The organism is Ekhidna sp., assembly GCF_039960695.1.
Lineage (GTDB): Bacteria > Bacteroidota > Bacteroidia > Cytophagales > Cyclobacteriaceae > Ekhidna.
Genome location: NZ_JBDVKP010000012.1, coordinates 57,338 through 83,478, shown reverse-complemented (window position 1 = coordinate 83,478; position 26,141 = coordinate 57,338). Strand labels below are relative to the sequence as shown.

At 39.4% G+C, this 26,141-nt stretch carries 23 protein-coding genes; 13 read left to right on the top strand and 10 right to left on the bottom strand.

Annotated elements, in window-relative coordinates:
• Positions 1–134: 134 nt before the first annotated feature.
• From ABJG98_RS08220 to ABJG98_RS08195, 6 genes are all read left to right on the top strand, one after another.
• Complete coding sequence (locus ABJG98_RS08220) at positions 135–2,054, top strand: YfiR/HmsC family protein (RefSeq protein WP_348279018.1); 1,920 nt, start codon at positions 135–137, stop codon at positions 2,052–2,054.
• A 1-nt stretch (position 2,055) separates the two neighbouring features.
• Positions 2,056–2,430 (top strand): response regulator, encoded by a 375-nt coding sequence (locus ABJG98_RS08215; RefSeq protein ID WP_348279017.1) that lies wholly within the window; start codon positions 2,056–2,058, stop codon positions 2,428–2,430.
• 87 nt (positions 2,431–2,517) lie between these two features.
• A complete protein-coding gene (locus tag ABJG98_RS08210; protein ID WP_348279016.1) occupies positions 2,518–2,886 on the top strand; it encodes a response regulator in 369 nt (122 codons plus the stop codon).
• A gap of 99 nt (positions 2,887–2,985) precedes the next feature.
• Positions 2,986–4,266 (top strand): oxygenase MpaB family protein, encoded by a 1,281-nt coding sequence (locus ABJG98_RS08205; RefSeq protein ID WP_348279015.1) that lies wholly within the window; start codon positions 2,986–2,988, stop codon positions 4,264–4,266.
• 12 nt (positions 4,267–4,278) lie between these two features.
• On the top strand, positions 4,279–4,956 hold the full coding sequence (locus ABJG98_RS08200; RefSeq protein ID WP_348279014.1) for a hypothetical protein: 678 nt from the start codon (positions 4,279–4,281) through the stop codon (positions 4,954–4,956).
• Between the two features lie 25 nt (positions 4,957–4,981).
• The gene (locus tag ABJG98_RS08195; RefSeq protein WP_348279013.1) at positions 4,982–6,304 is read left to right on the top strand and encodes a HAMP domain-containing sensor histidine kinase; all 1,323 of its coding nucleotides are present in this window, start codon (positions 4,982–4,984) and stop codon (positions 6,302–6,304) included.
• Between the two features lies 1 nt (position 6,305).
• On the opposite strand, the gene ABJG98_RS08190 is transcribed toward ABJG98_RS08195, so the two are convergent.
• Positions 6,306–6,917 carry a hypothetical protein gene (locus ABJG98_RS08190; protein ID WP_348279012.1) on the bottom strand — a complete coding sequence of 204 codons (612 nt, stop codon included), beginning with the start codon at positions 6,915–6,917 and terminating at the stop codon, positions 6,306–6,308.
• A 120-nt stretch (positions 6,918–7,037) separates the two neighbouring features.
• Here ABJG98_RS08190 and ABJG98_RS08185 point away from each other — a divergent pair, with 120 nt between their 5' ends.
• Entirely contained in the window at positions 7,038–7,754 is a 717-nt protein-coding gene (locus tag ABJG98_RS08185) for a hypothetical protein (protein WP_348279011.1), read from the top strand.
• Between the two features lie 150 nt (positions 7,755–7,904).
• Complete coding sequence (locus tag ABJG98_RS08180) at positions 7,905–9,131, top strand: alpha/beta hydrolase-fold protein (protein WP_348279010.1); 1,227 nt, start codon at positions 7,905–7,907, stop codon at positions 9,129–9,131.
• 21 nt (positions 9,132–9,152) lie between these two features.
• Here ABJG98_RS08180 and ABJG98_RS08175 read toward each other — a convergent pair whose 3' ends face one another.
• Entirely contained in the window at positions 9,153–10,829 is a 1,677-nt protein-coding gene (locus tag ABJG98_RS08175; RefSeq protein WP_348279009.1) for a PAS domain S-box protein, read from the bottom strand.
• Between the two features lie 184 nt (positions 10,830–11,013).
• Between ABJG98_RS08175 and ABJG98_RS08170 the strand changes: the two genes are divergently transcribed.
• Positions 11,014–12,603, top strand: coding sequence for a hypothetical protein (locus ABJG98_RS08170; protein WP_348279008.1), 1,590 nt, complete (start codon positions 11,014–11,016; stop codon positions 12,601–12,603).
• A gap of 76 nt (positions 12,604–12,679) precedes the next feature.
• Here the strand turns inward: ABJG98_RS08170 and ABJG98_RS08165 are convergent, their stop codons facing one another.
• The 5 genes from ABJG98_RS08165 to ABJG98_RS08145 form a co-directional block, all read right to left on the bottom strand.
• Positions 12,680–15,319 carry an ABC transporter permease gene (locus ABJG98_RS08165; RefSeq protein WP_348279007.1) on the bottom strand — a complete coding sequence of 880 codons (2,640 nt, stop codon included), beginning with the start codon at positions 15,317–15,319 and terminating at the stop codon, positions 12,680–12,682.
• Positions 15,316–15,654, bottom strand: coding sequence for a helix-turn-helix transcriptional regulator (locus tag ABJG98_RS08160; RefSeq protein WP_348279006.1), 339 nt, complete (start codon positions 15,652–15,654; stop codon positions 15,316–15,318). The genes ABJG98_RS08165 and ABJG98_RS08160 overlap by 4 nt, the downstream gene beginning before the upstream one ends.
• A gap of 104 nt (positions 15,655–15,758) precedes the next feature.
• Positions 15,759–16,643: a dienelactone hydrolase family protein gene (locus ABJG98_RS08155; RefSeq protein ID WP_348279005.1), complete on the bottom strand. Its 885-nt coding sequence runs from the start codon at positions 16,641–16,643 to the stop codon at positions 15,759–15,761.
• Between the two features lie 70 nt (positions 16,644–16,713).
• On the bottom strand, positions 16,714–17,766 hold the full coding sequence (locus ABJG98_RS08150) for a DUF4407 domain-containing protein (RefSeq protein ID WP_348279004.1): 1,053 nt from the start codon (positions 17,764–17,766) through the stop codon (positions 16,714–16,716).
• An 80-nt stretch (positions 17,767–17,846) separates the two neighbouring features.
• The gene (locus tag ABJG98_RS08145; RefSeq protein WP_348279003.1) at positions 17,847–18,392 is read right to left on the bottom strand and encodes a hypothetical protein; all 546 of its coding nucleotides are present in this window, start codon (positions 18,390–18,392) and stop codon (positions 17,847–17,849) included.
• Positions 18,393–18,568: 176 nt separating this feature from the next.
• Between ABJG98_RS08145 and ABJG98_RS08140 the strand changes: the two genes are divergently transcribed.
• Positions 18,569–19,012, top strand: a complete 444-nt coding sequence (locus tag ABJG98_RS08140; protein WP_348279002.1) for a VOC family protein — start codon at positions 18,569–18,571, stop codon at positions 19,010–19,012.
• 26 nt (positions 19,013–19,038) lie between these two features.
• Here ABJG98_RS08140 and ABJG98_RS08135 read toward each other — a convergent pair whose 3' ends face one another.
• Both ABJG98_RS08135 and ABJG98_RS08130 read right to left on the bottom strand, forming a co-directional pair.
• Entirely contained in the window at positions 19,039–21,675 is a 2,637-nt protein-coding gene (locus ABJG98_RS08135; RefSeq protein WP_348279001.1) for an ABC transporter permease, read from the bottom strand.
• 2 nt (positions 21,676–21,677) lie between these two features.
• Complete coding sequence (locus tag ABJG98_RS08130) at positions 21,678–22,010, bottom strand: PadR family transcriptional regulator (protein ID WP_348279000.1); 333 nt, start codon at positions 22,008–22,010, stop codon at positions 21,678–21,680.
• 155 nt (positions 22,011–22,165) lie between these two features.
• Here ABJG98_RS08130 and ABJG98_RS08125 point away from each other — a divergent pair, with 155 nt between their 5' ends.
• Both ABJG98_RS08125 and ABJG98_RS08120 read left to right on the top strand, forming a co-directional pair.
• A complete protein-coding gene (locus ABJG98_RS08125) occupies positions 22,166–22,555 on the top strand; it encodes a DUF1801 domain-containing protein (protein WP_348278999.1) in 390 nt (129 codons plus the stop codon).
• 118 nt (positions 22,556–22,673) lie between these two features.
• Positions 22,674–23,021 carry a 5-carboxymethyl-2-hydroxymuconate isomerase gene (locus ABJG98_RS08120; RefSeq protein ID WP_348278998.1) on the top strand — a complete coding sequence of 116 codons (348 nt, stop codon included), beginning with the start codon at positions 22,674–22,676 and terminating at the stop codon, positions 23,019–23,021.
• Between the two features lie 29 nt (positions 23,022–23,050).
• Here the strand turns inward: ABJG98_RS08120 and ABJG98_RS08115 are convergent, their stop codons facing one another.
• Positions 23,051–24,913: a tetratricopeptide repeat protein gene (locus tag ABJG98_RS08115; protein ID WP_348278997.1), complete on the bottom strand. Its 1,863-nt coding sequence runs from the start codon at positions 24,911–24,913 to the stop codon at positions 23,051–23,053.
• 241 nt (positions 24,914–25,154) lie between these two features.
• Between ABJG98_RS08115 and ABJG98_RS08110 the strand changes: the two genes are divergently transcribed.
• Complete coding sequence (locus ABJG98_RS08110) at positions 25,155–26,111, top strand: cadherin repeat domain-containing protein (RefSeq protein WP_348278996.1); 957 nt, start codon at positions 25,155–25,157, stop codon at positions 26,109–26,111.
• The last annotated feature ends 30 nt before the right edge of the window (positions 26,112–26,141 follow it).

Sequence of the window (26,141 nt, the reverse complement as noted above, 5' to 3'; positions counted from 1 at the left end):
AAAATTACTAATATTTTTAGTAAAATGTATCTCTTGATTAATACGTTGTTCGTCTAATCAGTACTATGACTTATCTAATTGCTTGTATGAACCCACTGAAAATACCTATCTTTCGTGCAGTCACCAGTCTTAGAATGAAATATAAAAAAGGAATAATACTTTTCTTTATAACGGTTTTTGTGAATTATAGTGCCATTGCGCAGACTGATCGTCAGCAGCAAATGGTATCAAGCACATATTCCATTATTAAGAACATTGAGTGGCCTAAAAAGGAAACACCATTTAAAATCCATATTATCACAACAGACAATGGATTGAAGGATGAATTCAGGACTTCCAGTCAAAATCAAACACTCGCTGGCAGAAAAGTAACGGTCACCTTTACCAGCTACGTTCTCATTCCAGAAAATGTAGATGCCATCTTCGTTACGAATCAATATAATGCAACAATCCCAACACTGTTAGATAGAATTGGAGGAAAGGGTGTCCTACTCCTTACAGATAGGTATGATAAACAGCGGGATGTCATGATTAATTTTTTGAATAAAAATTCAGGAGAGGTCACCTTTGAAATTAATCAGGCCAATGTCACCAATCAGGGATTAAAAATAAAATCGGGCATGGATGACCTTGGAGGATCTAAAGTAGATGTAGCTAAGATATTCAAACAAGTGCGTGACTCTGTGAGGGCGATGGAGCTACGAGCAGAAGCCTTAAAAGTGCAATTTGATTCAATGAATTTGAATGTAGCAGCTGCATTGGGGATCATGAGGCAACAGCAGGTATTAATTAGAGCAAGAAACGAGGAAATAGATCGAAAACAAAAAGAAATAGATCAACAAACCAAGGTGCTAGATAGCCTTAGGATTGAATTCGCTGAATCTGAAGCACGCCTAATTGACTTAACTGCCACATTGAACACACGTGAGCAGGAGTTAGATGTATTGGGAGATGAGATAGATGCGCAAAAGGAGAATGTTGCGGAAGGAAATAAAATTCTTGAGGAACAAACCACCCGAATAGCTGAACAAAATGATGAAATAGCGCAAAGAGAAGAGCGATTGAACGAAATGTCTAACGTGGTAAACTCTCAACAAAGCGCACTGGTCTTTTTGATCCTATTTCTTGTCGTACTGGTAGGTTTTTCATTTCTTATTTTCACCGCCTATCGAGCCAGGAAAAAAGCTGCCAAGAAGCTAGCAGAACAAAAAGAAGATCTTGGGAGGCTGCTTAATGAGCTACAAGAGACACAGACCCAACTTGTCCAGTCTGAAAAGATGGCCTCTCTTGGTACATTGACCGCAGGTATAGCGCATGAAATAAACAATGCAATCAATTTTGTGTATTCAGGAATTCATGTGTTGAGCGATAAATTCACCGAAATAAGACCCGTAATATCGCATGTAACTGAGATAAAAAAGGATGATAAAGACCTAAAACAATCCATCGAGAAGTTGGTGAAAGAACGCGAGGAAGTGGATTATGATGAAGCACAAGGAGTAATAGATCAAATGATTACGAGTATCAAGGTAGGTGCTGAACGGACGACAGAAATTGTAAAAGGGCTAAGAACTTTCTCAAGGTCTGAGACTGAGCAAAAAACGCGAATAGATATTCACGGTGACATTGACGTAGCGTTGCTTTTACTGAATAGTAGGCATAAAGATGCGATCAGTATCAACAAGAAATTGTCAGATCAGCACATGGAAGTAGACGGTTATAAGGGGCAGCTAAGTCAGGCATTTCTTAATATCATCAGCAATTCTATTGATGCCGTCGCTGCTAAAGGGAAAGAAGGTAAAATTAATATTGAAACAACTTTTGATGGTAAAAGAGCTGAGGTGAAAATATCAGATAATGGAGTAGGTATGTCTGAAGCCGATTTACAAAAGATTTTTGATCCGTTTTTTACCACCAAGAAAATAGGAGCTGGAACTGGTTTGGGTTTATCGATTACCTACGGAATAGTAGAACGCCATGGAGGGACAATCGCTGTAAACTCTCAACTAGATGAAGGAACTGAATTTATAATTAAACTACCATTAGCGAGCTAATATGAGTGAAACCAAGCCATCGCTTATTTATTTAGATGACGAAGAGATTAATCTTATACTCTTTAGAGAGATGTTCAAAAAAGACTTTGATATTTTCACTACCACATCGCCAAATGATGCCATAGAATATGTGAAAGGACATGAGCTAGATTATATTCTTACAGATCAACTGATGCCGGTTATGACTGGTGTCGAGTATTTGAAAGAGTTGAAGGAACTTGGAGTGTCGGATAAGTCGATGAAAGTAATTATATCTGGATTTACACAAGAGGGAGAAGTAGATGAGGCGCTTGAGACCAAATTGATAGACAGTTTCGTTAGTAAACCATGGTCATATCAAAACTTGAAAGACCTATTACTGAGCAGACGAGGTTAATTCATCGAAATGAATTGGTTGTTTTTCAAACTAAATCATTATTGAGTTAAATTTGAACTTTCAACCAGAGCAATATTTTTTAGGGAAATGAGTGAATATAAACCTGCGGTAATATACCTCGATGATGAAGAGATCAATCTTCTGCTATTTAAGGAGATGTTTAAAAAGGATTTTGAAGTCTTTACTACCACCTATCCCGAAGAAGCCCTTGAATATTTAAAGAACAACGACGTAGCGTACGTTTTTACGGATCAGCGGATGCCTATCATGACAGGCGTTGAATTTTTACGTGAGTTGGAGGAAATGAAAATAACAGCGGCTCCGAAAAAAGTTATGATTTCAGGCTATGCTGCTGAAGGCGAAGTTAGTGAAGCTATTGCGCAAAACTTAATTGATCGGTTCGTTGATAAACCTTGGACATATCATGGTTTAAAAGAGGTTATTAGCGCTATCTAATCTCAAAAATTACTTCAATATTTTCTTAAAAGATCATTTCGATTCAATCGGTGAAAGGTGTTAGATTACATCTTTGATTAACCCACCGAACCTAACGGAATGAACAACTCTTTTGCTATCGCAGCAATCACCGAAGAGGCATTGGATGCTTTTCGGAATGTTACTGATCCAATAGCCGACAGCACTGTACAAAAAATTATAGCTTCGGGAGATGAGAAGAAAGTAAATGAGGTGATGATGCACCTCTTTAGGAATGCCTCCTTTGAAAAAGGAATGTTCGAAGCACTCGGGAGCGAGCTATCTGAAATACTAGACGAATATATTGCCGCTACTCAGCATCTTCCAGAATGGGCAGATCCTCAAAAGATAAAGGGTGGAGAAAAGCTTTTTTCCCTCTATGGGCCTGAAATATTCATGCTCCTCAATGTGAGTTCATTGCCACTATGCTACACATGTGCAAAAGGTGCGCAGGTATTGTATGATACCGGGCGGTTGCTCGTACATAATAACAACATCGATCCACTTGCGAGAAGATTGATGGAGACTGCCCAGATGGTAGTCAATGTACTTGCTGAAGGAGGGCTTTCGGATAAAGGTAAAGGAGTGGTTACCATTCAAAAGGTACGCTTAATTCATGCTTCTATAAGGTATTATTTAAAGCATAAGAGCAGAGAACCATTTGATACAAGTACGTACGGAGAACCAATCAATCAAGAGGATCTGGCAGGTACGCTGATGTCGTTTGGTCCTGTGATTATTTCTGGTTTGAAACGATTGAATGTAGACTTAACAGATCAGCAACAGACCGATTATATGCACTGCTGGAAAGTGGTCGGTCATTTGATGGGCGTCGATCATAAACTGTTACCAAATACGTATCAGGAAGGGTTTGAATTGGCTACGAAAATTTTAAAACACCAATCGGCAGAATCAGCTGCTGGAAAAGCACTTGCAGAGGCATGTATACAGTTTATGAATTACCTGTCACCTGGTAATGCGTTGAATGATGTACCGACGTATTTTATTGACTATTTTCTTCAGGATTTTTCCGCCGCATCTGGAAAGAATTTATCTGCTTGTATCGGTATTTCTAGTCGAAGTGACAGAAAAGACAGAATACTTCTTAGTGTCTCTAAATTCATTATTGGCAAGCTAAGTCAATTGGAAGAGCACAAGTTTGTGCAGAAAGTATCATCTTATTTTAACAGTAAACTGTTAGAGGGAATCATTCATCATTTCAATGATGGGAAGAATGTACAATTCTTTATACCACCATCTCTAAAGAAGGATTGGGGTTTGGTTGATGAATGGAATAATGAGATTAGCTCCCCAACCATTTTTAAGAGGAGGTTGGCTTTACAAAAGAAAATTAATAATTAACCTAACCTACATATGGAAACCACTAAAATCCCCGGATTAGATAAGAAAACAACCTTGGTGATCTTGGTATCGTCAGGCATTTTGATTGGATGGTCCATGGTATCATCTCTACTCGAAAGTGGGCCAGTCTCGGCAAGCATCATTACGTATGGGCTTTACTGTTTTTATTGGTTTTATGCGATAAGGTATCGGAATCCATTGATTCAAAGGCTACTGGTATTTGGTACCATTGCCGGAATTTTGGAGTTGGTTACCGATCATTACTTGGTAGATACAATAGACAGTCTGGTTTATCCTGGCAATGAGTTGATGGTGTGGAGTTCTCCAATGTACATGCCATTTGCCTGGTCCAATGTTTTGCTGCAGCTGAGTTTTGTTGGGGTTTTGCTTACCAAGAAAAAAGGCCTGTTAGTGGCTTCGATTGTGCTGTGTTTAGCGGGAGGAATGTACATTCCACTTTACGAGCATTTAGCTAAAGACGCAGGCTGGTGGTGGTATCATCAGAATGTAACCATGATATTTAATGCTCCTCTTTATGTGATCGTTTGTGAAGCTTTAATCTCACTTTCACTTCCTTTTTTGATTCAATATGCTGAACGTCATACAATTACAAAAACAGTTTATCTTGGAATAGTTGAAGGTGTTTGGATATTGCTAAGTGCATACATCGCTTTTACGATCGCGCATTGATAACTAGATTTACAAGACTGTCATTATGAATTTTGCTGGACTCGTAGACTTTTTCATACACGCCTCTTATCACGAGGATTCTCTCAAATTGAGGAAAGCAAGGCTGTTTGTGCGATCGTGTTTACTCACCAGTTTATTTTCCAATTCGTATATCTGGTTTAGCATGCTGTTTGAATTTGATCTGGGAGTATACCTGATGATATTCAATGTGGCAGGGTTTATTGCCTTGGCATTTCTTGTGAAAACCAGGTTGTCGCTGCTACTCATTGCCAACTTATATATTCTTGTAGGCTCTATTGCCGTGTGTGTCCTCACTTATTATTCAGGAGGAATTTGGTCCGCAGTATATCCATGGATTATTTCTACTCCAGTACTAGCACTTTTAGTTGTTAATCGTGATTATGGAATTGTTTGGGGCATATTATCATTCTTTGTAATGTTATGGTTTGGGTGGCTGGAATTGAAAGGAGTAAAGTTGCCTTTGGCCTACAATACCGAGCTTAAAGCTGAGTGGTTCGTGTCAGTCTTACCAGGCCTGTTGTTGATCATTTTGGTAATTTCTACTGTTTTCGAATCTGTGCAGACGAATGCTCTAAAGAATCTCCAGAGGCAAAATGAGCAACTTGAAAATCAAAAAGAAACTATAGCAGAGCAATCCAAAAAGCTGGAAAAGCTGATCGATGATAAAGATCACATCATTCGTATTTTGGCGCATGATCTGAAAAACCCGCTGGCAAACATCACCACAATTTCAAATATTCTAAAAGAAGAACAAGAGATCGACCAGCAAAAGAAGTTCATTGCCATGATAGAGAAGGTGTCTGCACAAGCACAGGGATTAGTAAATAACGTGCTTGATATGGCAACTATGGAAGAAGGGGCCCTTCGATTGAAGCCTGAAACTTTGAATATCAAAGAAGTAGTAAAGGAGGCGGTAAATTCTCTTTCTGAACAAGCAAGGCAAAAAGAAATTAAAATAAGTGTATTAGGTGAAGATGCCAAGGTTTATGTAGATCGCATGTACCTAATGCTGATCTTTGAAAATCTGATTTCAAATTCCCTAAAGTTTTCTCAAAAATTCCAAAAAATAGACATTGAGATTCTTGTTGATGAACTGCGTACTGTGGTGAAGGTAATGGATGAAGGCCCAGGTATCAAGCCTGAAGAAGAAGATCAATTATTTGAAAAATTCACCAAACTAAGTGCTAGACCAACCGGTGAAGAAAGCTCTTCAGGATTGGGTTTATCACTTGTAAAGAGATATACAGAGCAAATAGGAGGGAAAGTGTGGTACGATAGAGAGGCTTCAAAAGGAGCCACTTTCGTTGTGGAGCTACCTCGAAAATAGATTATTCGATTAGGTGTTGTTCTGTGATGTGAGCCACTACATCATCAATAAATTTCCTCTTGGTTTCTACGTTCTCAGCCGGATTTATGATTAGGCTTGACGCCCGCCAAATTACAGTCTCTTCGTTTTCATGATGCTTCTCTTTAAGGTCGTAAAGTGTAGCTATCATGTAATATTTTTCTGGACGTTCATAGTAGTTGGAGTTATATGTATGAAATGATCTTCTTCTGAAATACATCTTTTTAAACTTACTATAATCCTCAGGCATCATGTATGTTTCATCATTTTCGTGCAATATTTTAACAACCAAAACTGCATCTACCTTATTAGCTTCGATAAGACTTGTGATACTATCTTGATTGTGATCTAACTCTGTAACCTCTTGAGGGAAAATTTTCAGTCCTTCTACCGCGTGAAATCCAGATTTTTCCAATTGAGTAACCGCTTCTTTTTCATAAAATTTTCGATTCTCCAGGTCATGTGATAGTCCTACTACCACCAGCTTGTTGAAATGTGTGCCTTCGTATGGATCTCGCTTCCATTCATTGTTAAAATCAGAAGAACATGAAAATATCAAGATAAAAATGGCTAAAAAGAGGTATCGGTGAATCATTGTTGCAAAATATAAAAGGTTTTGCTTTTTTGAGCTTTTGAAGCCTTAAAACGGTGTACAATGAGTACATGACAAGAAAATCAAATTGAAAAGCATCTAATAGGATATATATTTCTTTGAATGAGACGAACAGTTATTTTCAGTTTTGTGCTTGCTATAATGAACGCAAGCTATTCGCAGAACCTTCTAGAGACAGAAAAGTGGACGAAATTCTTTACAGAAAGACCATACCTGGAAAAGGCTGTGAATATTACCGATGAGACTTTCTGGGATGTTGATGCATCGTACACCTATTATACTTCATATCCTGTTTTGCTTGTTTATCAAGATGGAGGCGCTATTGAGATAAATTGGTCTTATGGTGGGCTATCTACTTTAATTAATAAGAAGGAAGCATTAGAAGACATGGATTTTCAACGATATGAGATGGAAAATATAGTCTATATCGTCTTTGACGGGTATCTATTTAAAAATCCAATCATCGGAAACGCCATCGACGGAGATTTTATGATTGTTTATGAAGAAGGCCCTCTTAGCATATATCGTGAATATTATTCGTCACCAATTACCCGAGAAAATATATCATCGGCATTTGCTATTTATAAAGAGAGCCAATTAGATGATACCTTCTACCTGGGTAAATTTGAGAAGAAAGCTGCTAAGCTTGTCGGTGATTATCCTAAGTTGGCTAAGAAGATTAAAGACAAAATCATTGGATATAGAAATGAAGCAGATGATATCATTCGGATAGCTCGTGAGTACAATGCGCTAGTCAAAAAGAACAATCCATATCGCTATGAAGATCACTACCTGAAATTTTGGCAAAGCAGATTTTAACTAGTTCCAGACAAACTTTCACAGCACAATCGACAAACGTTTCCATTACGAATTTTATTTGTTTTTAATTTATTGTTAATGAGCTGTTAATACGGTTGTAAAGAGTTTGATTTGAGTCAAATAATTGGATATTCGTGTCAAAATTAAGATATGAAAAGGACTCATTTTTTGACCATTTGCTTGTGCTTCCTAGTCACTAATCTCTTTGCACAAAGCAATACAAGTGTAGGTGAAACTCACAGAATTAACTCGAATGGCCTATCTCAAGAAATAGAGCTGCAAATTTATTTGCCGCAGAGCTATATGGAAAGCAAGGATGAGTATCCGACACTATACATTTTAGATGGCCAATGGTATTATACAAATGGAGTGGCCATTCAGGAATCACTGAGAGGAAACCAGGTAATGCCCAAAATGATTGTCGTTGGGATCAACATGGTGGATCGTCCATATCGCTCAGAACTATTTAACAAGTGGGATGCTTTTATCACATTTATCGAGTCGGAGTTGGTTCCCTATGTAGACAAATCATTTAGAACTTCCGACGATCGAATCATTTTTGGATGGGAGAATAGCGGCTTTCTAACCAGTGAACTTATACTTAGAAAGGATAGTCCATTTACTTGTGCCATTGCCTCCAGTGGATCCTATATAAGCAAGGATTTACTAGGAACTCTCAGTTTAGAAGAGGAGAGATTTTTTTTCATTGCTGGCTCAAAAAAAGATATTTATTCAATTGACGATACAGATCAGACAGCTCAAGACTTGGGAGCAATAAATACACAAAATCTAAATTGGAAGTACGAGCTCTTCAATGAAGAAGAACATGAAACCATGGGCTATGCTTCTATGTATCACGGCCTCAAATTCTTCTACCACAATTATGGTTCGTTGGTCTTCGGCACAATCGATGAGTTGGAGGAGAAAGGTGGTATTCCATTTATGGAAAAATACTTTAAAGAACGTGGTGAACGTTTTGATTTACCTACTGACATAGACGCCTCAACAAAAAATAGCCTCATATGGCTGGCATGGAAAAGGGATAATTTCGAGGCCTTTGACATGTTTATGAACGAATTTTCAGATGTCCTTTCTACGCGTAGATATGCAAATGCCTACTGGCAAAACAGGCTTGGTCAGTATTACCTCAAGTATGAATCTTTTGATAAAGCGATCTCTTTTTTTGATCGAGGTATTGATGATTATTCTGAAGATAGATTCTTGGCGGAAATGTATGCTGGACTAGGCTTAGCATATCAGGGGAAAGGAGAGAAGAAACTAGCCAGAAAAAACCTAAAAAAAGCAGTAGATATTGCCAGTGAAAATGAAGATTCTAAAACGGATTTGTACCAAAACCAGCTTGATGATTTGAAATAGAGTAAAGCGCATAATAATCAATCATGTGATAAAAATGATGCTAACTTCAGTACCCACATTTTCACTGCTGTTTATCATAACCTTCGCATCCATCGCTTCTGCAAGGTATCGGGAAATGAATAGTCCAATACCTTGACCATCAGCCAGTTGAGAATGGAGGCGCGTGCCAGGCTTGAATAGCTTATTTTCATATTTTTGAAAATTAAAACCTAGCCCAAAATCTCGTATTGAAAGGATGAGGTTTGAATCGTTCTTAGCAACTGAAATATCAATATTTTGTGATTTCTCCGTGATTCCGTACTTAAGTGCGTTTGCAATTATTTGTTTTAAGATATTTTCCAGATATGAGATATAACCATCTATAGTTACGCTATCAGGGATATCCATTGTGACATTCACGTTTTTTTGTTTTATAATATCGGTATACTGACTCAGTACTCTTTGAATGGCCTCATTGAGATTGCATTGCTTTTTTTCAAGAAGCGAGACATTTGTTTCAAAATTTAAGAGCTGATTTATGCTGTCTAATATTTCGTTCAATTTTTGTGTGGACAGTTGGAGCATTTCGAAATAGTTACTATCGAATGGCTCGTATTTTATGGTTTCCAGAATGCCCATTAGGTTAGCAATTGGTGCCCTGAAATTATGTGATGTGATGTATGAAAATTCTTTTAGTCTTTCGTTCTGTTCGATACTTTTTTCAAGCAACTTTCTTAGTTTCACGTGATTCTGAACTCTCCGCAGCACATTCATCGACATGTTTGCGAATAGCTTAAGCATTGCTATTTCATTCTCTGAATATTGCCTATGCTCTCTTACTGAATCAAACCCAACAAATCCGGTGCATTTCCCTTCATTCATCATTGGCACTGATAGCAGGCTTTTAATATCCTGCTCCAGGAATATTTCTTTTGATGTACCATTTTGCATTTCCAAAACATTTGGAATGTATAAGTGGCGACCATCAAAATGACATTTGAGTAGATCATATAAAGAATCGTCCAATGGTATACTTTGGGAATAGTCAATCACCGAAGGAATACCGGTTCTACACCACTCATGGGTGTTAGAACATGTGTTTTCAGTGAAATCATACTTGAAAAAATATACTCTATCTGCGTCTACTAGCTCGCCAAGCTCTGTGAGACATTGATCAAATGCATTGTCAACTTTATCTTCTGATATTATCATAAGACGAGAAGAAACATTTAACAGAATCTTTTGCATCTGAGCATGGTAGTGAAGTAAATCTTGAGCTCTTTTCTGGCTAGTAATGTCGCGAATCGCACCATCAAAGTAGATAAGACCATCTTTGCATCTCACCTTTGTGCAGCTCATATAGCCCCAAAATGTAGTGCGATCCTTTCTCTTAAATTGAACTTCCTGATTAGAGATTGAAGTTTCTCTTCTTAGGAAATCTCCAATCAAATTATACTCCTCAGGCCTTTTAAATAGTTGCTCTGTTTGTTTTCCTACTAGTTGATCGGGAGAATTATACCCAAACATTCGTGCGAGTTCATTATTTACGTAAATCAGGTTTTGATCTTCCCGAACTCTGAATATGCCCTCATTCACATTTTTGTTTACACTTTTTAGTATTTGTTCATTGTTAATCAAGTGTGAATTTTCTCTTTTCAATGAATAGATGTAGAAAATGCAGAATAACAGCACGAATACTAAAATTATCGTAGCGATCATTGGTTGGTAGTTGGTTAAATAAAGAAGACATCTGCCTTCTGGATTACAAGTTCAACAAGAATATTATCAGTTGATGATAGAAATAAGATAAAAAAGGTCAACAAAAAGTAGACAGTCTTGCGATTATCATTTGATAAGTTGAGATTAATTCATTTTAAAAGGTGAATTTGGTATGAGTGCTTTTATGAAACCATCGATCAACTTTACATCAATTTTCACCACAGTTTTACTTGTCAATTGTTTAGTTGTACAAGGTACGCCCCAAAAGCAAAGTATTAATACCAGTGATTCAACCCAAATCAGTCGTTCATTTAAATTCTATTTAGAGGCGGGTAGATCTGATTCAACGCTAGTTTATGGTTTGAGACTCGGTAATATTTTGCATGATAAAAATGAATTAGATGAAGCGCTGGCCTTAGGCTTAAAATTGAATGAAATAGCACGTAAGCAAGCAGATAAAGCTCGTCTGGCAGAGTGTATTAGTTTTCTGGGTCGGATATATGCTGAAACCTTTGCCTATACCAATGCTAAATCTGCTTTTGAGGAAGCATATGAGATTTATTCAGAACTAGAGGATGCTAAGATGTATACCTCACTCAGCAATCTAGCGGTAATTAAAAATCAATTTGGAGATTATGCTGGTGCATTAAGGGATCATAAACTCATCTATTCATATCATCATTTGCAAGGCAATAAAAATAAAGAGGCAATTTCTTTGATTAATATAGGTACAACTTATACTAAGATGGAGAAATATGATTCTTGCTTATTCTATTTAAGAAAATCTATCGATGTAAGCTCCGAAGTTAAAATCCAACAATACGCACAGTACTATTATTCACGAGCATTGCTTAAGTCTGGACGATTAATGAATGCAAAAGAGGCTGGTGAGGAGTCTTTAAGACTAGCAAGGAAGTTGCAGCTACCAATGAAAGTAGCCTATTCTGTGGAGCTGCTGAGCGAGATAAACAGACAGCTTGGTAATTACAAAAAAGCAATGGAGTACAAAGATTTAAGTGATTCAATTGCAGGAAAAACTTTTCATCAAGATTATGATGAAGCTATTGCAAAATATAAGGAACAGTTTGAATCCGATGAAAAGGACAAGGAAATTGAGCTATTAAATTCTGACCTTTCATTCTTTGCTGCATGGAACATGTATCTTCTTGCAGTTTGCTTAGCAGTGACATTAGCAGTCTTAGGTTTGTTCTTTTATTTCCGACGGAAAAAGGGCTTTTATACACGTAAAATCAACGTCATCCAATCAACAAAAAACATAATGGCAAGTGAATTGGAAAACCATAAATTGGAGCTGGAGCTTAAGAAAAAAGAAACAACATCAAGTTCACTTAACCTACTGCAAAGGGAGAAACTGCTAAATGAGGTAAAAACTAACCTTCAAAAATTTCAAGAAAAGCACAACCTTAAAGAGAACGTAAATCGTGAATTGAGACATCTTGTGAAAAGATTGGATCGAAATACAAGACTTGAAGAATCATGGAATGATTTCCGATTGCATTTTGATCAGATTAGTGACAACTTCTCACAAAAATTACTGCAGAGATACCCAACACTAAGCAGAAATGAATTGCGATTGTGTTGCTTAATAAAACTCAACCTATCGATTAAAGAATTGGCGTTCATTTTAAATATCTCAAATCACAGCGCCAAGACTGCTCGCTATCGCTTGAGAAAAAAGATGGGTCTTTCCCGAAGTGATAATCTTAGACATATCCTCAATTCAATTGACTCAATGGCTGAATTAGATAATTGAAGTATTCGATCTCTTTTACAAATGGGTAAATAATGAAAAATGCCGTTTTAGGAGATCAGATATTAGTAATTCAAGATTATTCGTACCTCAGCGTATCCACCGGGTCTGCATGTGCGGCTTTTAACGATTGGCTTCCTACGGCGATTAAGACCATGGCAAGTGAGGTAATGCCTGCTACGATAAAAATAATCGGGCTTACATTTATTCGATGAGCAAAGTCTTGAAGCCATTGATTGGCGAGGTAATAGCCTGCTGGGATCGAAAGGGTAAAGGAGATCCCGATCAACCACAAGAAACGTTTACTGATCAATAGAAAGATGGATCGGAGAGAAGCTCCTAAAACTTTCCGTACACCAATTTCTTTTGTCCGCTGTTGCACCACAAAAGATGCCAGTCCAAACAACCCGGAGCATGCAATAAATATTGCCAAAAGTGTAAAGTATTTGGTCGCGCTTGCCAATCTTTCTTCTTTGTTGTATTGTTCTTGAATCTTATCATTAAGAAATGTAAATTCAAATGGCCAGTCAGGAATGGCCAGATCCCAGGCAGATTCGATACGATCCAAAGTTTCTAGTAAGTTTTCAGAACCTGCAAGTTTGAGGCAAACCTCACTACCTACACTGTTTTCTGACATTCGGAATACACTAGGCAATACAGGATCATATAGGCTTTCAAAGTTTGCATCTGCCAATACACCCACCACTTTAATGTCTTCAGGCTCGTCTGCTCCACCCGGAAGGAAACTCAACGTTTTGCCGATACTTTCTTTATGAGTCCACCCTAAGGCTTTTGCAGCTGAAGCGTTAATTAAAATGCTTGACTTAATATTGGATGATATACTTCTATCTAAGTTTCGCCCATGAATTACATCAAGGCCAAACATATCTGTAAAACCGTCACCAATCCATTTAATGCCCAATGAGTATGTTTCTTCATCTTCACCGCCTACGATTTTAAACGTGTTTGTATAAGCTGACGTACCAGCAATATAGCCGCGGTGGATATTATTGACTGCAGGAATTGAGGCCAGTTTGTTTTCAAAAATCTCAAACTGATCTTTTGATAGGTTGCGTCCATGCCGCAAAATGAGCATTTCTTCTTTATCGAAACCGAGATCCTTATTTTTCAAGTAATCCAACTGGTCATTGACTACCAATATGCCAATAAAAAGTAGGTTGCAGACCACAAATTGACCGATGATCATCATTCGGTTAAATCGTTGTTTAGACTTGTTCAGATCAAACTTTTGTACCGCATTGACTCGGATAACCGAGAGAGATGGCTTTAAGACGGCAAGCATCGCAATGAAAAGAGCCACACCAATAGAGGTAGCAATAAATGAAACATTACTAAGATTGATAACCAACTTCTTGTTCATAAATTCATTGAAGAAGGGCAGTGTGGACCATGAGATAATCAGTGCAATAATCGAAGCAATGGAGATTAGAATAAATGATTCGGTGAGGAATTGGGAAATGAGCTGATGCTTTTGGGCTCCCATGATCTTACGTAGGCCAAGTTCTTTAAGTCGTTCATTTGCCTGTGCTGAGGTTAAGTTGATGAAATTGATACATGCGATAAAGAGAATGAGAATAGCCACTGCACCAAATCCGTAAATCTGGGTCATGTTCCCATTTGCTCTTGCTTCTGAAGATTTGTCCGATTTGAGATGAATATCATAAAGAGGTTGTACTTCAAGTGTGAATCCCTGTTGATCATCTGTGTTTAAAAATTCATCAGCAATTGCCTGTACTTTCTTTTCGAAAGCAGCTTTATCTGTTTCGGGTGAAATGTATGCATAGACCCATGCAGCTGCCCAGTTCCAGTCCTTTTCAAGATCATAGGAGTATTCTCCCCAGCCCATCCAGCGTTGACGTTGGAGTTCAATAGGCAGAAGCACGTCAAACATGATATGCGAGTTGTCAGGAATGTCTTTCATCACAGCTGTAACTATCAGATCGTCTTCGTTTTTGTAGCGCATAACCTTGCCTATCGGATCTTCATTGCCGAAGTACTTCATTACCATCTTTTCGGTCAAAATAATGCTTCTGGGATCTTTGAGAGCTGTTGCTGGATTTCCCGAAATAAATTCAAAATCAAAAACTTTGAAAACATCCGTCTCGGCAAAATAGATACCTTCTTCTGTATATTTATGATTGCCATATTCTAGCAAAGGAGTGTCCCCGCCCCAATTGTAAAACCGAGCAACATGTATAACTTCAGGGTATTCTGATGCTAAAACATCTTTGACTGGAAACGGCATTTTTGCTGCTCGACGTGTAGAATTTGGCGTTTCTAATTTATAAGACAGCCTCAAGATATTTTCGCCGTTGGTATGAAAGCGGTCATACGATAGTTCATCCTTTATGAATAGTGCAATCAGAATCACTGCAGATAGTCCAATGGCTAGTCCAATGATATTAATGGATGAGTAGGTTAAGTGTCTTCGCATTACACGGAACCCGATTTTGAAGTGATTGATAAACATATTGGTCGTGTTTTCGAATGGATTGAGTGTACCTTTTCGCATGGCAAATGGCTGAAAAAAAGTGAGTACGTTTAAGAAATAGAGGAAGTTTGCTCGAAAACGAGACATGCGCTTCCGCCGATCTGCATAGGCAACCAAGAGGTCACCTTCGATAGCTTCGCAGAGCTCTTCCCTACAAAACCAATGGAATAATCTCATCATCCATCTGGGTGGGTATATCTGTGTCATGAGTTACCTCCTTCCCAAACTACCTGCGGTACATTGTCCCACATTTTGTTGCGTAACTCACGAGAAGTGGCCAATGCTTTTTTTCCGGTAGCGGTCATCTCATACAACCGCTTTCGTCTGCCTCCGCGCTCAGCAGTGGCGCCACCCATTTGAGAAACAAGGCATCCTTTGTCTTCAAGGCGCACCAGTACTTTATGCACAGAACTGATCATTGGCTGTCGGCCACTTTGATTTTCTAATTCTTTCTGAATAGCCAGCGCATGCGCATCGTCATTCAGGATGCCAACAGTAAGTAAGACCAGCTCTTCAAATTCACCGAGATAGGTTCCTTTCATGGTAGATTAATTAGTTTCACCTTTGTCTATAAACTTAATGTGAATATTAAGGTTGCACGAAAGAGTAAATTTCTTTCACCTTTGTCTAAATAAGATGCTGGATGTTACTTTAAATTCTCACGGAAGAAGGCAATTGTACGATCCCAGGCTAGCTTAGCCGCTTCTTCATCGTAGCGTGCCGTGGTGTCATTGTGGAATCCATGATTAACGTTTGGATACATATGAGCGGTGTATGTCTTGCCATTTGCTTTTAAGGCTTGCTCATAATCCGGCCATCCAGCGTTGACTCGTGTGTCTAGCTCTCCAAAGTGGAGAAGGAGTGGAGCTTGAATATCTGGTACCATTTCAGCAGAAGGCTGCCCACCATAAAATGGAACAGCTGCTTTTAGATTAGGCACTTTTACTGCCATCATATTGGAAATCCACCCACCGAAGCAAAATCCAACCACACCAACATTGCCTGTGCATTCCGCATGATTCCTTAAGTAGTCAAAAGCTGCAATGAAATCTTCAAGCATCTCATTTCTGTCACGTTTGCGTTGCATAGTGCGGCCATCATCATCATTACCTGGATATCCACCGAGTGGTGTAAGTGCATCAGGGGAGATAGAGATAAATCCTGCAAGAGCTGCTCTTCTACCCACATCAGCGATGTGTGGGTTAAGCCCTCTGTTTTCGTGAACTATGACGATTCCTGGTCGTTTTTCTTTTGCATCTTTAGGACGTGAAAGTTGCGCTTTGATAGTACCTCCACCTTTTGGTGAAGGATATTCAATCGTCTCTGTGTTGAGTTTAGGATTGTTCTGATTCACTTGAATGGCCTCATAATTAGGCATGATTGAACTCATAAGCGTAGTGAGGGTCAAACCACCAACAGCATAGAGCGACAGCTTTTCAACAAACTCTCTACGTTCCATACGGTTGTGTGCATAGTCATCATACAATTTGAATACCTGAGGGTCAATATCTTTCTTGTCAAGTTTTTTCATGTTAGTTAGATGTTGTCTTTCCTAAAGATAAACGATCGTGACAAGACCTTAGACTTCTGGCATATGATACTTATGTCTTCTCCAAACTTAGCTGCAGACGATTCTGAACATAATCGATCTCATCTTGAGTGAGACGTGTAGCTCGTTTCTTGATGATGGAATTAACCTTAGCCAGATCTTCATAATACGCAGCTTCGAATCCGTATTCCTCTTTCTTCAGCACAAAATCATATGGGCCTCTTTGAGAAATTAGCTTCACAAAAACCGGAGCAGTTTCTACCGCCAGGAAAAGCAACATGATAAACCAGTGAGCAGCCCAAATGGCACTACTTTTCTTAGTCAATCGGTCAAGAGCTTCTATGCGCGAAGCAAGTCCCGTAAGTTGACTTTCCTTTAGTTCTTGAAGTGCAGAAGTTTCCTCCGATTCAATTTGGGCGAGCGCGTTTTCTTTTTCAACTATCTGATTGTTATTGGTTGCTACTAATTCCTCAAGTTCCTCTTCAACTCGATCTGCATCTGCTTTCTTTATTTTATATATAGGACCTGCATTTCTTTGCTTTGAGCCACCAGTACCATCTGCTTCTTCCTGAGCGATCTGTCGCAGTTCATCTCTTTTGCCTGCTTTGGCAGTTATTTCATTTTTCAAGATTTGAATCTCATCATTGAGTCTTGTTCTGGTATCTGTAAATCGTTGTTTCACCGTTTGCTCTTGACCTGCAAGATCTTCCTGAATCATGAGAGATATCTCGGCCTCCACTTCCTTCTCAAAGATCTTTAATTCAAGCGGCTTGGCTATTACGATAGATATAATGATTGCTAGTATTATGCGTGGAGTCGCACTCAACCATTCTTGTCGTGATTCTCCATTCTTTCTCATGCTTGATACAATGAATCGATCAAGGTTGAAGATCATCAATCCCCAAATGATGCCGAAAAAGGCTGCTATCCAATAGCTGTCAAAAATGGTGTAAAGAGCATATCCCCCAGCAAGTGCTGCAAAGACTCCTGTGAAAAAAATGGTAGCACCAATGCCCACGTATTTACTCGATTCTGAGGGGCAATTACTGAGGATGGATTTGTTTACTCCGGCACATAGCCAGAAAAATTCTTTTAACCGATTCATTGAAAATTCAACGTCAGGGTTGATTGAATGTTATATGAGGGATTAAATCTGTTTTAATCCCTCATTAAATCACTTGATTGTTATGGGCGTTTTTGATAATTATTGGTTGCCAGTTTTGAAGGTGAAAGTTCAAAATACTCCTTCACTACCTCATAATCTGAGTAGTCGATACGCCCGGAAAATTGCCCCGGAACTACGACGACTCGGGCGATCCAATTATCAGTAGTATTTGCCCCTAAGCCATCCAGATTCACTGTTCCATCTAAGAAGACGCTCACATCATATTTCGTGAAATCATAATTGTACATAAGCACACCATCGCTGAAGTAAAGCGTCTGGGGAAGTGCTCGCCAAACCTCAGTACCATCTTCGGTCACTTCCCATAGAAAATAGACTAGCGCCACGTCTGAATCATACATGGTAAAGTCATTCGGTAAATTTAAGAGGACACTATAGTCCGGTGCTGTGAAGCTAAATTCGTATTCAAAGACGTAACTTTCCTCGCCATCCACTCCATCTATTCCGTCCCTACCATCGTAACCTCTGGGGCCTCTGGTATCTTCACCATAGTAGCATCCTGACAGACCTAAAGTAACCAACGCTAAGAGTATATATAACCTTTTCATAAGCAGTTCATTTAGTAAAACATCTTGACCTTTTGACCAGAGATAATTCAAATTGAATGCCAGAAATGAATTTGGGGCTTTTTTGAAGATGGAATAGGTTACCCTCTTCTCAAGATTTAAGGTTAATTCTTTTAAGTAGGCTATCCTATCGCTAACTTTTACTAAAATTATCAATTATGGCAACTATTAACATTTACCTCACTTTCAATGGCAATTGTGAGGATGCGTTCACTTTTTATAAGTCTGTTTTTGGTGGCGACTTTGCTTTCATGGGCAGGTTTGGTGAAATGCCTTCCGAAGCAGGAGGTGATACTATTCCAGAAGATCAGAAAGAAAGAATTATGCACGTAAGTCTACCGATAAGCAAAGAAACTGTATTGATGGGAAGCGATACTGGTGGCGAGTGGGCAGCAAAATTCAAAGAAGGAAATAACTTCTCAATTTCGGTGACGGCAGATTCCAAAGATCACGCAGACCGCATTTTTGGTGAACTGTCATCAGGAGGAAAAGTTACTATGCCTCTTTCGGATACATTTTGGGGAGATTATTTTGGTTCTTGCGCTGATAAATTTGGGATCAACTGGATGGTCAGTTTTAAAGATCCAAATCAATCTTACTGAGAATTATTCACCTCACAACTTTAATTTCATTCTGATCTCAAGCTATTTACCGGGTTAGAAGTGGCCGCTTTTATCGAGTGGTAGCTCACAGTTGTTATGGCAATAATGGCGGACACTAAACTACCAAGTACAAAAAATGACCAGGACAGATCTATTCTAAATGCAAAATTGGAAAGCCATTCATTCGTGAAATAATAGGCAATTGGCACTCCAGCCAAGACTGCTATTCCGACGAGTTTTAGAAAATCTTTCGAAAGCATTCCGGCAATGGTATGTTCGTGAGCTCCCAACACTTTCCTGACAGCTATTTCTTTGATTCGCTGCTCGGCCACAAAGGAGGAAAGGCCATATAATCCCAGACAAGCAATAGCAATAGCCAGCAAGCAAAAAATAATTATGAATTTATTGAATTGTTCTTCGTCCTTATAAGCTCCTTCAAAGTATTCATCCAAAAATTGATAATTGAAGTCGGAAGGAACATTCCACTTGCTCCATAGGTCTTCGATGCTGGATAGTACTTCACTTGTCTTTTCTTCCTGAACCTTAACGAGGAGTCTGCGACTAGCGGCATGGTGGATGATCAAAGGATCAATGGGTCGCTCTAGTGAATGATGATGAAAGTCTTTCGCAACCCCGATAACCATACCTTTTTTATCAACCGCCCATTCTCCACTGTGGGTGGTAAGGTATTCGATGGTCTTACCAATTGGGTTTTCCCATGATGCCCCGTAATCTTTGATGGCTTGTTTCCAGGCACTTTCATTGAGTATAAATGCAGAGCTGTCAGTTGGAATATCTTCTGAGAAAGTACGACCCAACACCATTTCTACACCCAAGGCATCCAGTGTGTTGTAGCCTACGTAATAACCCAACCACGCATCTCCATGTGGGTGCTCATAGTCCGTAAAGTCTTCGAATTTATATCCCCAGTAAAAAGCATTGTCTCCCGGAACCTGCCTACTCGCCATTACGGATTTCACACCCTGAATCGATTGAACCTGATCTTTCACGATCGGCCATTTCCGTCTAAGAGCATCGGTGCTGCCAAAATGCATGACCAGCGTATTTTCCGGTTCAAAACCTAAATCCTTCTGCTTTACAAAAAGCATTTGCTTGTACACTACCATCGCTCCAATGATTAAGGCAATAGAGATGGTAAATTGAAAAACAACTAAGGTTTTTCGGATCCAACCTTTCCCACCACGTGCATCGTTATTGCCGGATAAAATAGAGATTGGTTTGAAAGAAGATAAAAACAAAGCTGGATAGCTCCCGGTAATGAGGATGGTAAGCAGTGTGAGTAACAGAAGCCCGATAATGACAGGAACAACGTTGCTAAGACCAAGAAGGAGATCTATTTCTGCAAGCCTATTAATAGGGGGAATAGCAACAGTAAGAATGAGGAAAGCAAGAATCACCGCTATGAAGGTCATGATCGCTGACTCAGCCATAAACTGGATGATCAATTGTTTGCGGAATGCTCCCATCACCTTACGCACGCCTACTTCTTTGGATCGTTTGGATGCTCGAGCGGTTGCAAGATTCATGAAGTTGATACAGGCTATTAAAAGGATAATGACTGCAATTGCTGAAAATATACGCACTTGATTGATGTTGCCATGAGCCGTGTAATCTGATCGTAGATCATATGATTTGAGGTAGAGGTCTTCGATCGGCATGAAGTCTATTGTAATCGAATCTGCTTCTGCATCATAATATTTATTCCACATTTCCTGGTACTTCTCCTCCATCATTTGAGGGTCTGTTCCGGGTTTAAGTTTTACATAGCTGCCAATCCAATCATTTGGCCAGAGATTCATGATGTTGAGTGATCGATCATCATGCAACAACTCAAATGGTAATACTATATCGAATTGCAAATGAGAATTGTAGGGAATGTCCTCAAATACAGCAGTTACTTTGAACGGCGTTTCCACTCCATTGATGACGTTATCTATCTTCAACACCTGACCAATTGGATCTTCATCACCAAAGAATTTCTTAGCGTGAGACTTAGAGATAGCTACATTGTTCTTTTCTGATAAGCAAGTAACCTTATCTCCGCGGATTAAGGGAAAAGTAAAAAAGTTGAAGAAGTTAGAATCGGCAACCAATACGTCTTCATAGTAGGTTTCATCGGATGATAATGAAACTTTTCGGTCCGTTTTCCAAAAATTGATTCGATTGAAACTGGCGACTTCAGAATAGTCTCGTGCATACGTTGGAGCAGCTTGCGCGTTGATATATCCATAGACATGCTGCAGTCTATAGATGTCTGTGCCATCTTGGTGAAACTTATCGTAGCTGGTCTCTACCTTGATAAACAGAAAGATCATGAAGACACACGCAAGTCCTACGCCCAAACCACTGATGTTTATTAGGGAATAGGATTTATGCTTTAATAGGTTTCTAAAGGCAACCTTGACGTAATTTTGGAGCATACTGAATGAGTTTGACGATTGATATTTTCTTTCTGATCGGTACATGCGCGCATAACGAATGACTTCAAGTAGATACATGGCGTTGGCGTAGAGTTTCCCTTTTTCACGCACATTTTCCTGATATTCCTCTGTCAGATCACCGGAAACTTCTTCGTAGAACTCCGTGCTGATCAGGCGAGCGAGTAGGGAGGAGGCAAACTTAGGTGGAATGGCAGGGGGCATACTTAGCTTGGGTTAGGCATCAGTTGAACCATATTTCCCCAGAGCGCATCACGTTTAGATTTCAAGGCTTCCAGTGCATTGAATCCTTGTGGAGTGACTTCAAAGTAGCGTTTACGCTTACCACCACGTTCCGGTGTGGACTCACCGAAAGAACTGATTACAAATTGCTTATTTTCCAATCGGTTGAGCACCGTGTGGATGGAGCTAAGCACCACTTTGCGATCCATTTTTTCGAACAATTCCTTCTTTATGGCTGGGGCATATGCTTTTGGGAATAGCGAACCGACGGTTAGTAATACAAGCTCCTCCAGCTCTCCGAGATGATCTCCTTTCATAGGTTTGAATGATAAAATTCTGATTTGTCGATTTAAGCAAACGGATAAAAATAGATAAAGTTCTGATTTGTCGATAATAATTAAAATGTGACTCACTACTCTGTGTCATTCAAACTTGATCCTGCATCTTCATCAATATGTTTTATGTTTGACTCATGCATCCCGTTATCCTCACCTTCAATTCCAGGCAAACACCGGAAGATCAAAAGATATGTGAAAGACTGTCCTCAATCATAAAAGAAAGCTTGCCACAAGCAGAAAATAAAGTCTGGCATGCGCATCCGGTTTGGTTTATTGAAGGAAATCCAGTCGTTGGATATAGTAAGTTGAAAGATTGTATTAGACTGCTCTTTTGGAGTGGCCAGTCCTTCGAAGAGAAAGGACTGAAGCCCGGGGGAAAGTTCAAAGCTGCTGAAGCCAGATATACCTCAGTAGATGAAATCAATCCCTCTGATCTCAAGCGTTGGCTTGAAAAGTCGAAATCCATACAGTGGGATTATAAAAACATTGTCAAGAAAAAAGGTCAACTGGATCGGTTGATTTAGTTACGGCTAAAATTCAGAATTTTGGCAGCTTCAAGTATATGTTTTAATAGATATACATATTCAGAAGGAACCTTCATTCAACTACATGCTGTTTATTTTCAAACTACAACTCAAACACATGCCACACTTTTTACTGCACACCACTACCGACACTATTGCACTTGAACAAGAAGAGCGTTTCCTGCAAGCCATTCATGAGGAGGCAGTGGCCAGCGGACTATTTGCCGAAAAGGATATCAAAGTTAGAATGGATCGATATGAAAAATCCATGGTGGGAGGGAAGGTCAATGCTCCATTTGTGCATGTGTTTGGATACATCATGCAAGGCCGCACCACAGAGATGAAAGCAGTGCTTTCCAAATCTATTGTGGCTCGGTTGACGGATATGCTTCCTGATATCCAGGCCATCGCTATGAATGTAGATGATTTCGAAGCGGCGACTTACTGCAATAGAGCAAAGCTTTAGCAAATTTATAACTGAACTTGTTTTAGCCTTTACAAACCATCTAGAAAACCATTCAAATCATCTTCTTTCGATAGATTCAACTTTTGTTTTAATCGGTATTTTGATTTTAGGATACTGTCTGGAAGCACATTTTGCATAGACGCAATTTCTTTGGTTGTCAGATTCATTCGGAGGAAAGAAGCCAACCGTATTTCGTTTTCAGTGATCTCGGAATTGATACTTTTAAGTTTGACGTCAAAGTCATTGTGAACTTCTGAAAAATAGGACTTGAAAACTTCCCAATCTTGATCTTCTGCGTGCTCCCTCTTCAAGAGCATGATCAAGCGCTTAAATTCAATCTTAAACAGTTCTGGTGATTGCTTGATTTTTTCCAGATTCTCTTTTAGTTCGCTGATGAACGTGCTCTTTTGAACAAGATGAAGCGTCTGAGATGCAAGTTCCTTTTTCTTAAACTCGATTTCTTGCCGCAAGATCTCAGCTTGTTTCTCATGTAGAATACGATTCTTCTTAATCCGCTGGCGTAAGCCGAAGAAAATCAATCCAGCGATCGCAATAAGGGAAAACATGCCAACACCAAAAAGCGATTTGGTTAACCGGTCGTTCGCTGCCTGAATATTCAATCGTTTTATCTCTGCTTCCTGTAAAGCTATGTAAGCTTCTTTTGTTTCCAAATCGTACTTGGCGCGTAGCTCCTCAATGGTCACCAACTTTTCTTTGTTGAACAATGAATCGCTTAGTATCTGATGCCGTTTTTGGTATTCAATAGCTCTGCCGAGATTTCCGGCTTGTTCATAGGCATGACTCAAATGCTTGATTGCAATGGCATGGATGGATAGGTTTTCATTTTGAGTAGCATAGTCAGCCGCACTGCTGGCATAGCGAATAGCCAACAAGGGATTCTTCAGTTGTAGATAGGCATCTGCTAGTTGGTTTTCTGCTATTGCAATTCGTCGATTGGCGTTTAATGATTGCGATATCTGAATGGATTTATTCAACCACTCAATCGCTTGTTTTGGCTGGTTGAGTTGGATATATATAGCCCCAATATTTGAAAGTGACGCTGCTTCAATTGCAGGAACCTTTGCTTCCTGGCTTTTAGCAATACTTCGCGTGTAATAGTCGAGTGCTTTTTGTTCCTGCTTCAAATTTTTGTACATCACACCAATGTCATTGAGCGCTTGTGCCTGATAGTAGATGTCGTTATAGTCTTCATAAATCTTTAATGCTTTCTCATTATAGGATATGGCCTTCTCATAGTTCTCAAGGTTCATTTCCAATGTTGCCAGATGATTGAAACAATCAGCAATACGAATAGAATCTCCCAGTTGCTGAAACAATCTGAGTGCTTTAAGAACATGAGCTAGCGCGAGAGAGTAATAGCCTTTGTTTTGATTGATTGTTCCTTTTAAGTCATAGGAAAGTGCAATGCCAACAGAATCTTTGTACTGAATGCAATGCGCAAGATTGATGTCATTGATGCTGTCGGATTTGAGTAGATCTCCTTCGGAAAATGCCAGGATCGTTAGACTATTAAGCGCTTGCGAAATGTATACAGGGTGTTTGATCTTACGAGCTATATCCAGGCTTACGGTATTGTAATAAGTCGACGAATCAGTATTGTTGAGATTGCTGTGGTAAACCGCCAATTGATAATTGGCAAGAGCGATCGTCGAGTCAGAATTCACCGCATTGGCCAAAGCCATTTGCACACGTGCATACTTTCCCGCTTTATCAATATCACGGTACATGTAGTAGTTCACAATATGATTGGATGTCTCGAGTTTTACACGTCCCTGTTGTTGATCATATGCACTTAATAAGCTGTCAATATTGAGCTTGTTCTGTGCCAGCGTTGGCTGAAGCATCAGCAGAATTGAAACAAGTTGCAGCATGCATTTCATACCTGTCAGTTTACCTACCGAAGATAATTGATATTTTAAGATCGATTTTCTTAACAAAGAACGTCAAAAGTATTGCGATCCAATGAATGCCAACGTAGTGCTGATATTGATGTCCATACTTTGTCCATACCGAAAATTAGCCTTCTACAACATCTAAAACTAGGTTTGTTGGATCAGGTTCGGCTACCAAAGCTAAATCCTAATAAGGTTGATTATTGAAATCCAAAGAATTATGAAAAGAACATCCAAAATCCTAAGACTTTTTTTGCTTGTAGTGAGCGTTTCATTGATTGTTTTCAGCATCTCGTGCGATGGGATAACAGACCCGGTAGATGATGACATGATGGACGACCCGATCCAGTTGGATCTGTCTGTAGACGAATATCCAAGAAGTGGAAATACACTAGGGACTCTCACCTCCACGCTGACTGAAACTGTTGGCTACAACCTTATTTCGCAATCTGTACCATTGGCCTTCACCATTAATAACGGAGAGCTTCGTGTAGCTGATTGGCTCGTCTTTGATTACGAAGAAACTCCGACGATTACAGCAATTGTGGAAGCAACCAACGGTACAGATTCTGAAGTTATCAATGTTACGGTGACTATCAACGATGTGGATGATATTTGGGCTTTCTTGAATGACTCGCAAACTGCCTACGAAAATGCGGATGAGGGTGATTGGATTCCAATCATTGAAAGTGAATACAATGACTTGGCAAACTACCTGGCTGAAACCACGAAGAGTGGCGCGACAGATAGTCACTTTGCCAGCACAGCTTCAATCTTCAGCCACCATGGAGGAGCTACGATTGCCAATGATAATGGCAATACGCTGCCTGCCGGCAGCTACCTCTTTGCGTTTAAATACTATTCCTGGTCAAACAATGTGGTAAGTAGTTCAGTAAAAATTTCAGAAGGAGATTCCGGAGGACCACATATGTCAATAGGTAGCAGGTTGCCGGAGCATAATGATGAGTATAACTACTTCGTGCTTAAGGGTGCGAATAGCCCGCTAACATCTGAAGGATACCTTTCCATGTACGCCTCACTTAGCGTAGGGCAGAAAAGCATCACAGGAACCATTTATCGCTGGGCCAATGGTGATGTAGACAATCTGGACAACAGTAATTCCGGTGCCGTATATCTGCATCAGGGAATAAGCTCGACACTGAAACAGTGGGATTAAGATAGTATTCGCGAATTTATCTTTATTGGG

Coding starts and splice junctions, on each gene's coding strand:
- ABJG98_RS08220 (WP_348279018.1), top strand. CDS start 135: ATGAAATATAAAAAAGGAATAATACTTTTCTTTATAACGGTTTTTGTG.
- ABJG98_RS08215 (WP_348279017.1), top strand. CDS start 2,056: ATGAGTGAAACCAAGCCATCGCTTATTTATTTAGATGACGAAGAGATT.
- ABJG98_RS08210 (WP_348279016.1), top strand. CDS start 2,518: ATGAGTGAATATAAACCTGCGGTAATATACCTCGATGATGAAGAGATC.
- ABJG98_RS08205 (WP_348279015.1), top strand. CDS start 2,986: ATGAACAACTCTTTTGCTATCGCAGCAATCACCGAAGAGGCATTGGAT.
- ABJG98_RS08200 (WP_348279014.1), top strand. CDS start 4,279: ATGGAAACCACTAAAATCCCCGGATTAGATAAGAAAACAACCTTGGTG.
- ABJG98_RS08195 (WP_348279013.1), top strand. CDS start 4,982: ATGAATTTTGCTGGACTCGTAGACTTTTTCATACACGCCTCTTATCAC.
- ABJG98_RS08190 (WP_348279012.1), bottom strand. CDS start 6,917: ATGATTCACCGATACCTCTTTTTAGCCATTTTTATCTTGATATTTTCA.
- ABJG98_RS08185 (WP_348279011.1), top strand. CDS start 7,038: ATGAGACGAACAGTTATTTTCAGTTTTGTGCTTGCTATAATGAACGCA.
- ABJG98_RS08180 (WP_348279010.1), top strand. CDS start 7,905: ATGAAAAGGACTCATTTTTTGACCATTTGCTTGTGCTTCCTAGTCACT.
- ABJG98_RS08175 (WP_348279009.1), bottom strand. CDS start 10,829: ATGATCGCTACGATAATTTTAGTATTCGTGCTGTTATTCTGCATTTTC.
- ABJG98_RS08170 (WP_348279008.1), top strand. CDS start 11,014: ATGAAACCATCGATCAACTTTACATCAATTTTCACCACAGTTTTACTT.
- ABJG98_RS08165 (WP_348279007.1), bottom strand. CDS start 15,319: ATGACACAGATATACCCACCCAGATGGATGATGAGATTATTCCATTGG.
- ABJG98_RS08160 (WP_348279006.1), bottom strand. CDS start 15,654: ATGAAAGGAACCTATCTCGGTGAATTTGAAGAGCTGGTCTTACTTACT.
- ABJG98_RS08155 (WP_348279005.1), bottom strand. CDS start 16,643: ATGAAAAAACTTGACAAGAAAGATATTGACCCTCAGGTATTCAAATTG.
- ABJG98_RS08150 (WP_348279004.1), bottom strand. CDS start 17,766: ATGAATCGGTTAAAAGAATTTTTCTGGCTATGTGCCGGAGTAAACAAA.
- ABJG98_RS08145 (WP_348279003.1), bottom strand. CDS start 18,392: ATGAAAAGGTTATATATACTCTTAGCGTTGGTTACTTTAGGTCTGTCA.
- ABJG98_RS08140 (WP_348279002.1), top strand. CDS start 18,569: ATGGCAACTATTAACATTTACCTCACTTTCAATGGCAATTGTGAGGAT.
- ABJG98_RS08135 (WP_348279001.1), bottom strand. CDS start 21,675: ATGCCCCCTGCCATTCCACCTAAGTTTGCCTCCTCCCTACTCGCTCGC.
- ABJG98_RS08130 (WP_348279000.1), bottom strand. CDS start 22,010: ATGAAAGGAGATCATCTCGGAGAGCTGGAGGAGCTTGTATTACTAACC.
- ABJG98_RS08125 (WP_348278999.1), top strand. CDS start 22,166: ATGCATCCCGTTATCCTCACCTTCAATTCCAGGCAAACACCGGAAGAT.
- ABJG98_RS08120 (WP_348278998.1), top strand. CDS start 22,674: ATGCCACACTTTTTACTGCACACCACTACCGACACTATTGCACTTGAA.
- ABJG98_RS08115 (WP_348278997.1), bottom strand. CDS start 24,913: ATGCTGCAACTTGTTTCAATTCTGCTGATGCTTCAGCCAACGCTGGCA.
- ABJG98_RS08110 (WP_348278996.1), top strand. CDS start 25,155: ATGAAAAGAACATCCAAAATCCTAAGACTTTTTTTGCTTGTAGTGAGC.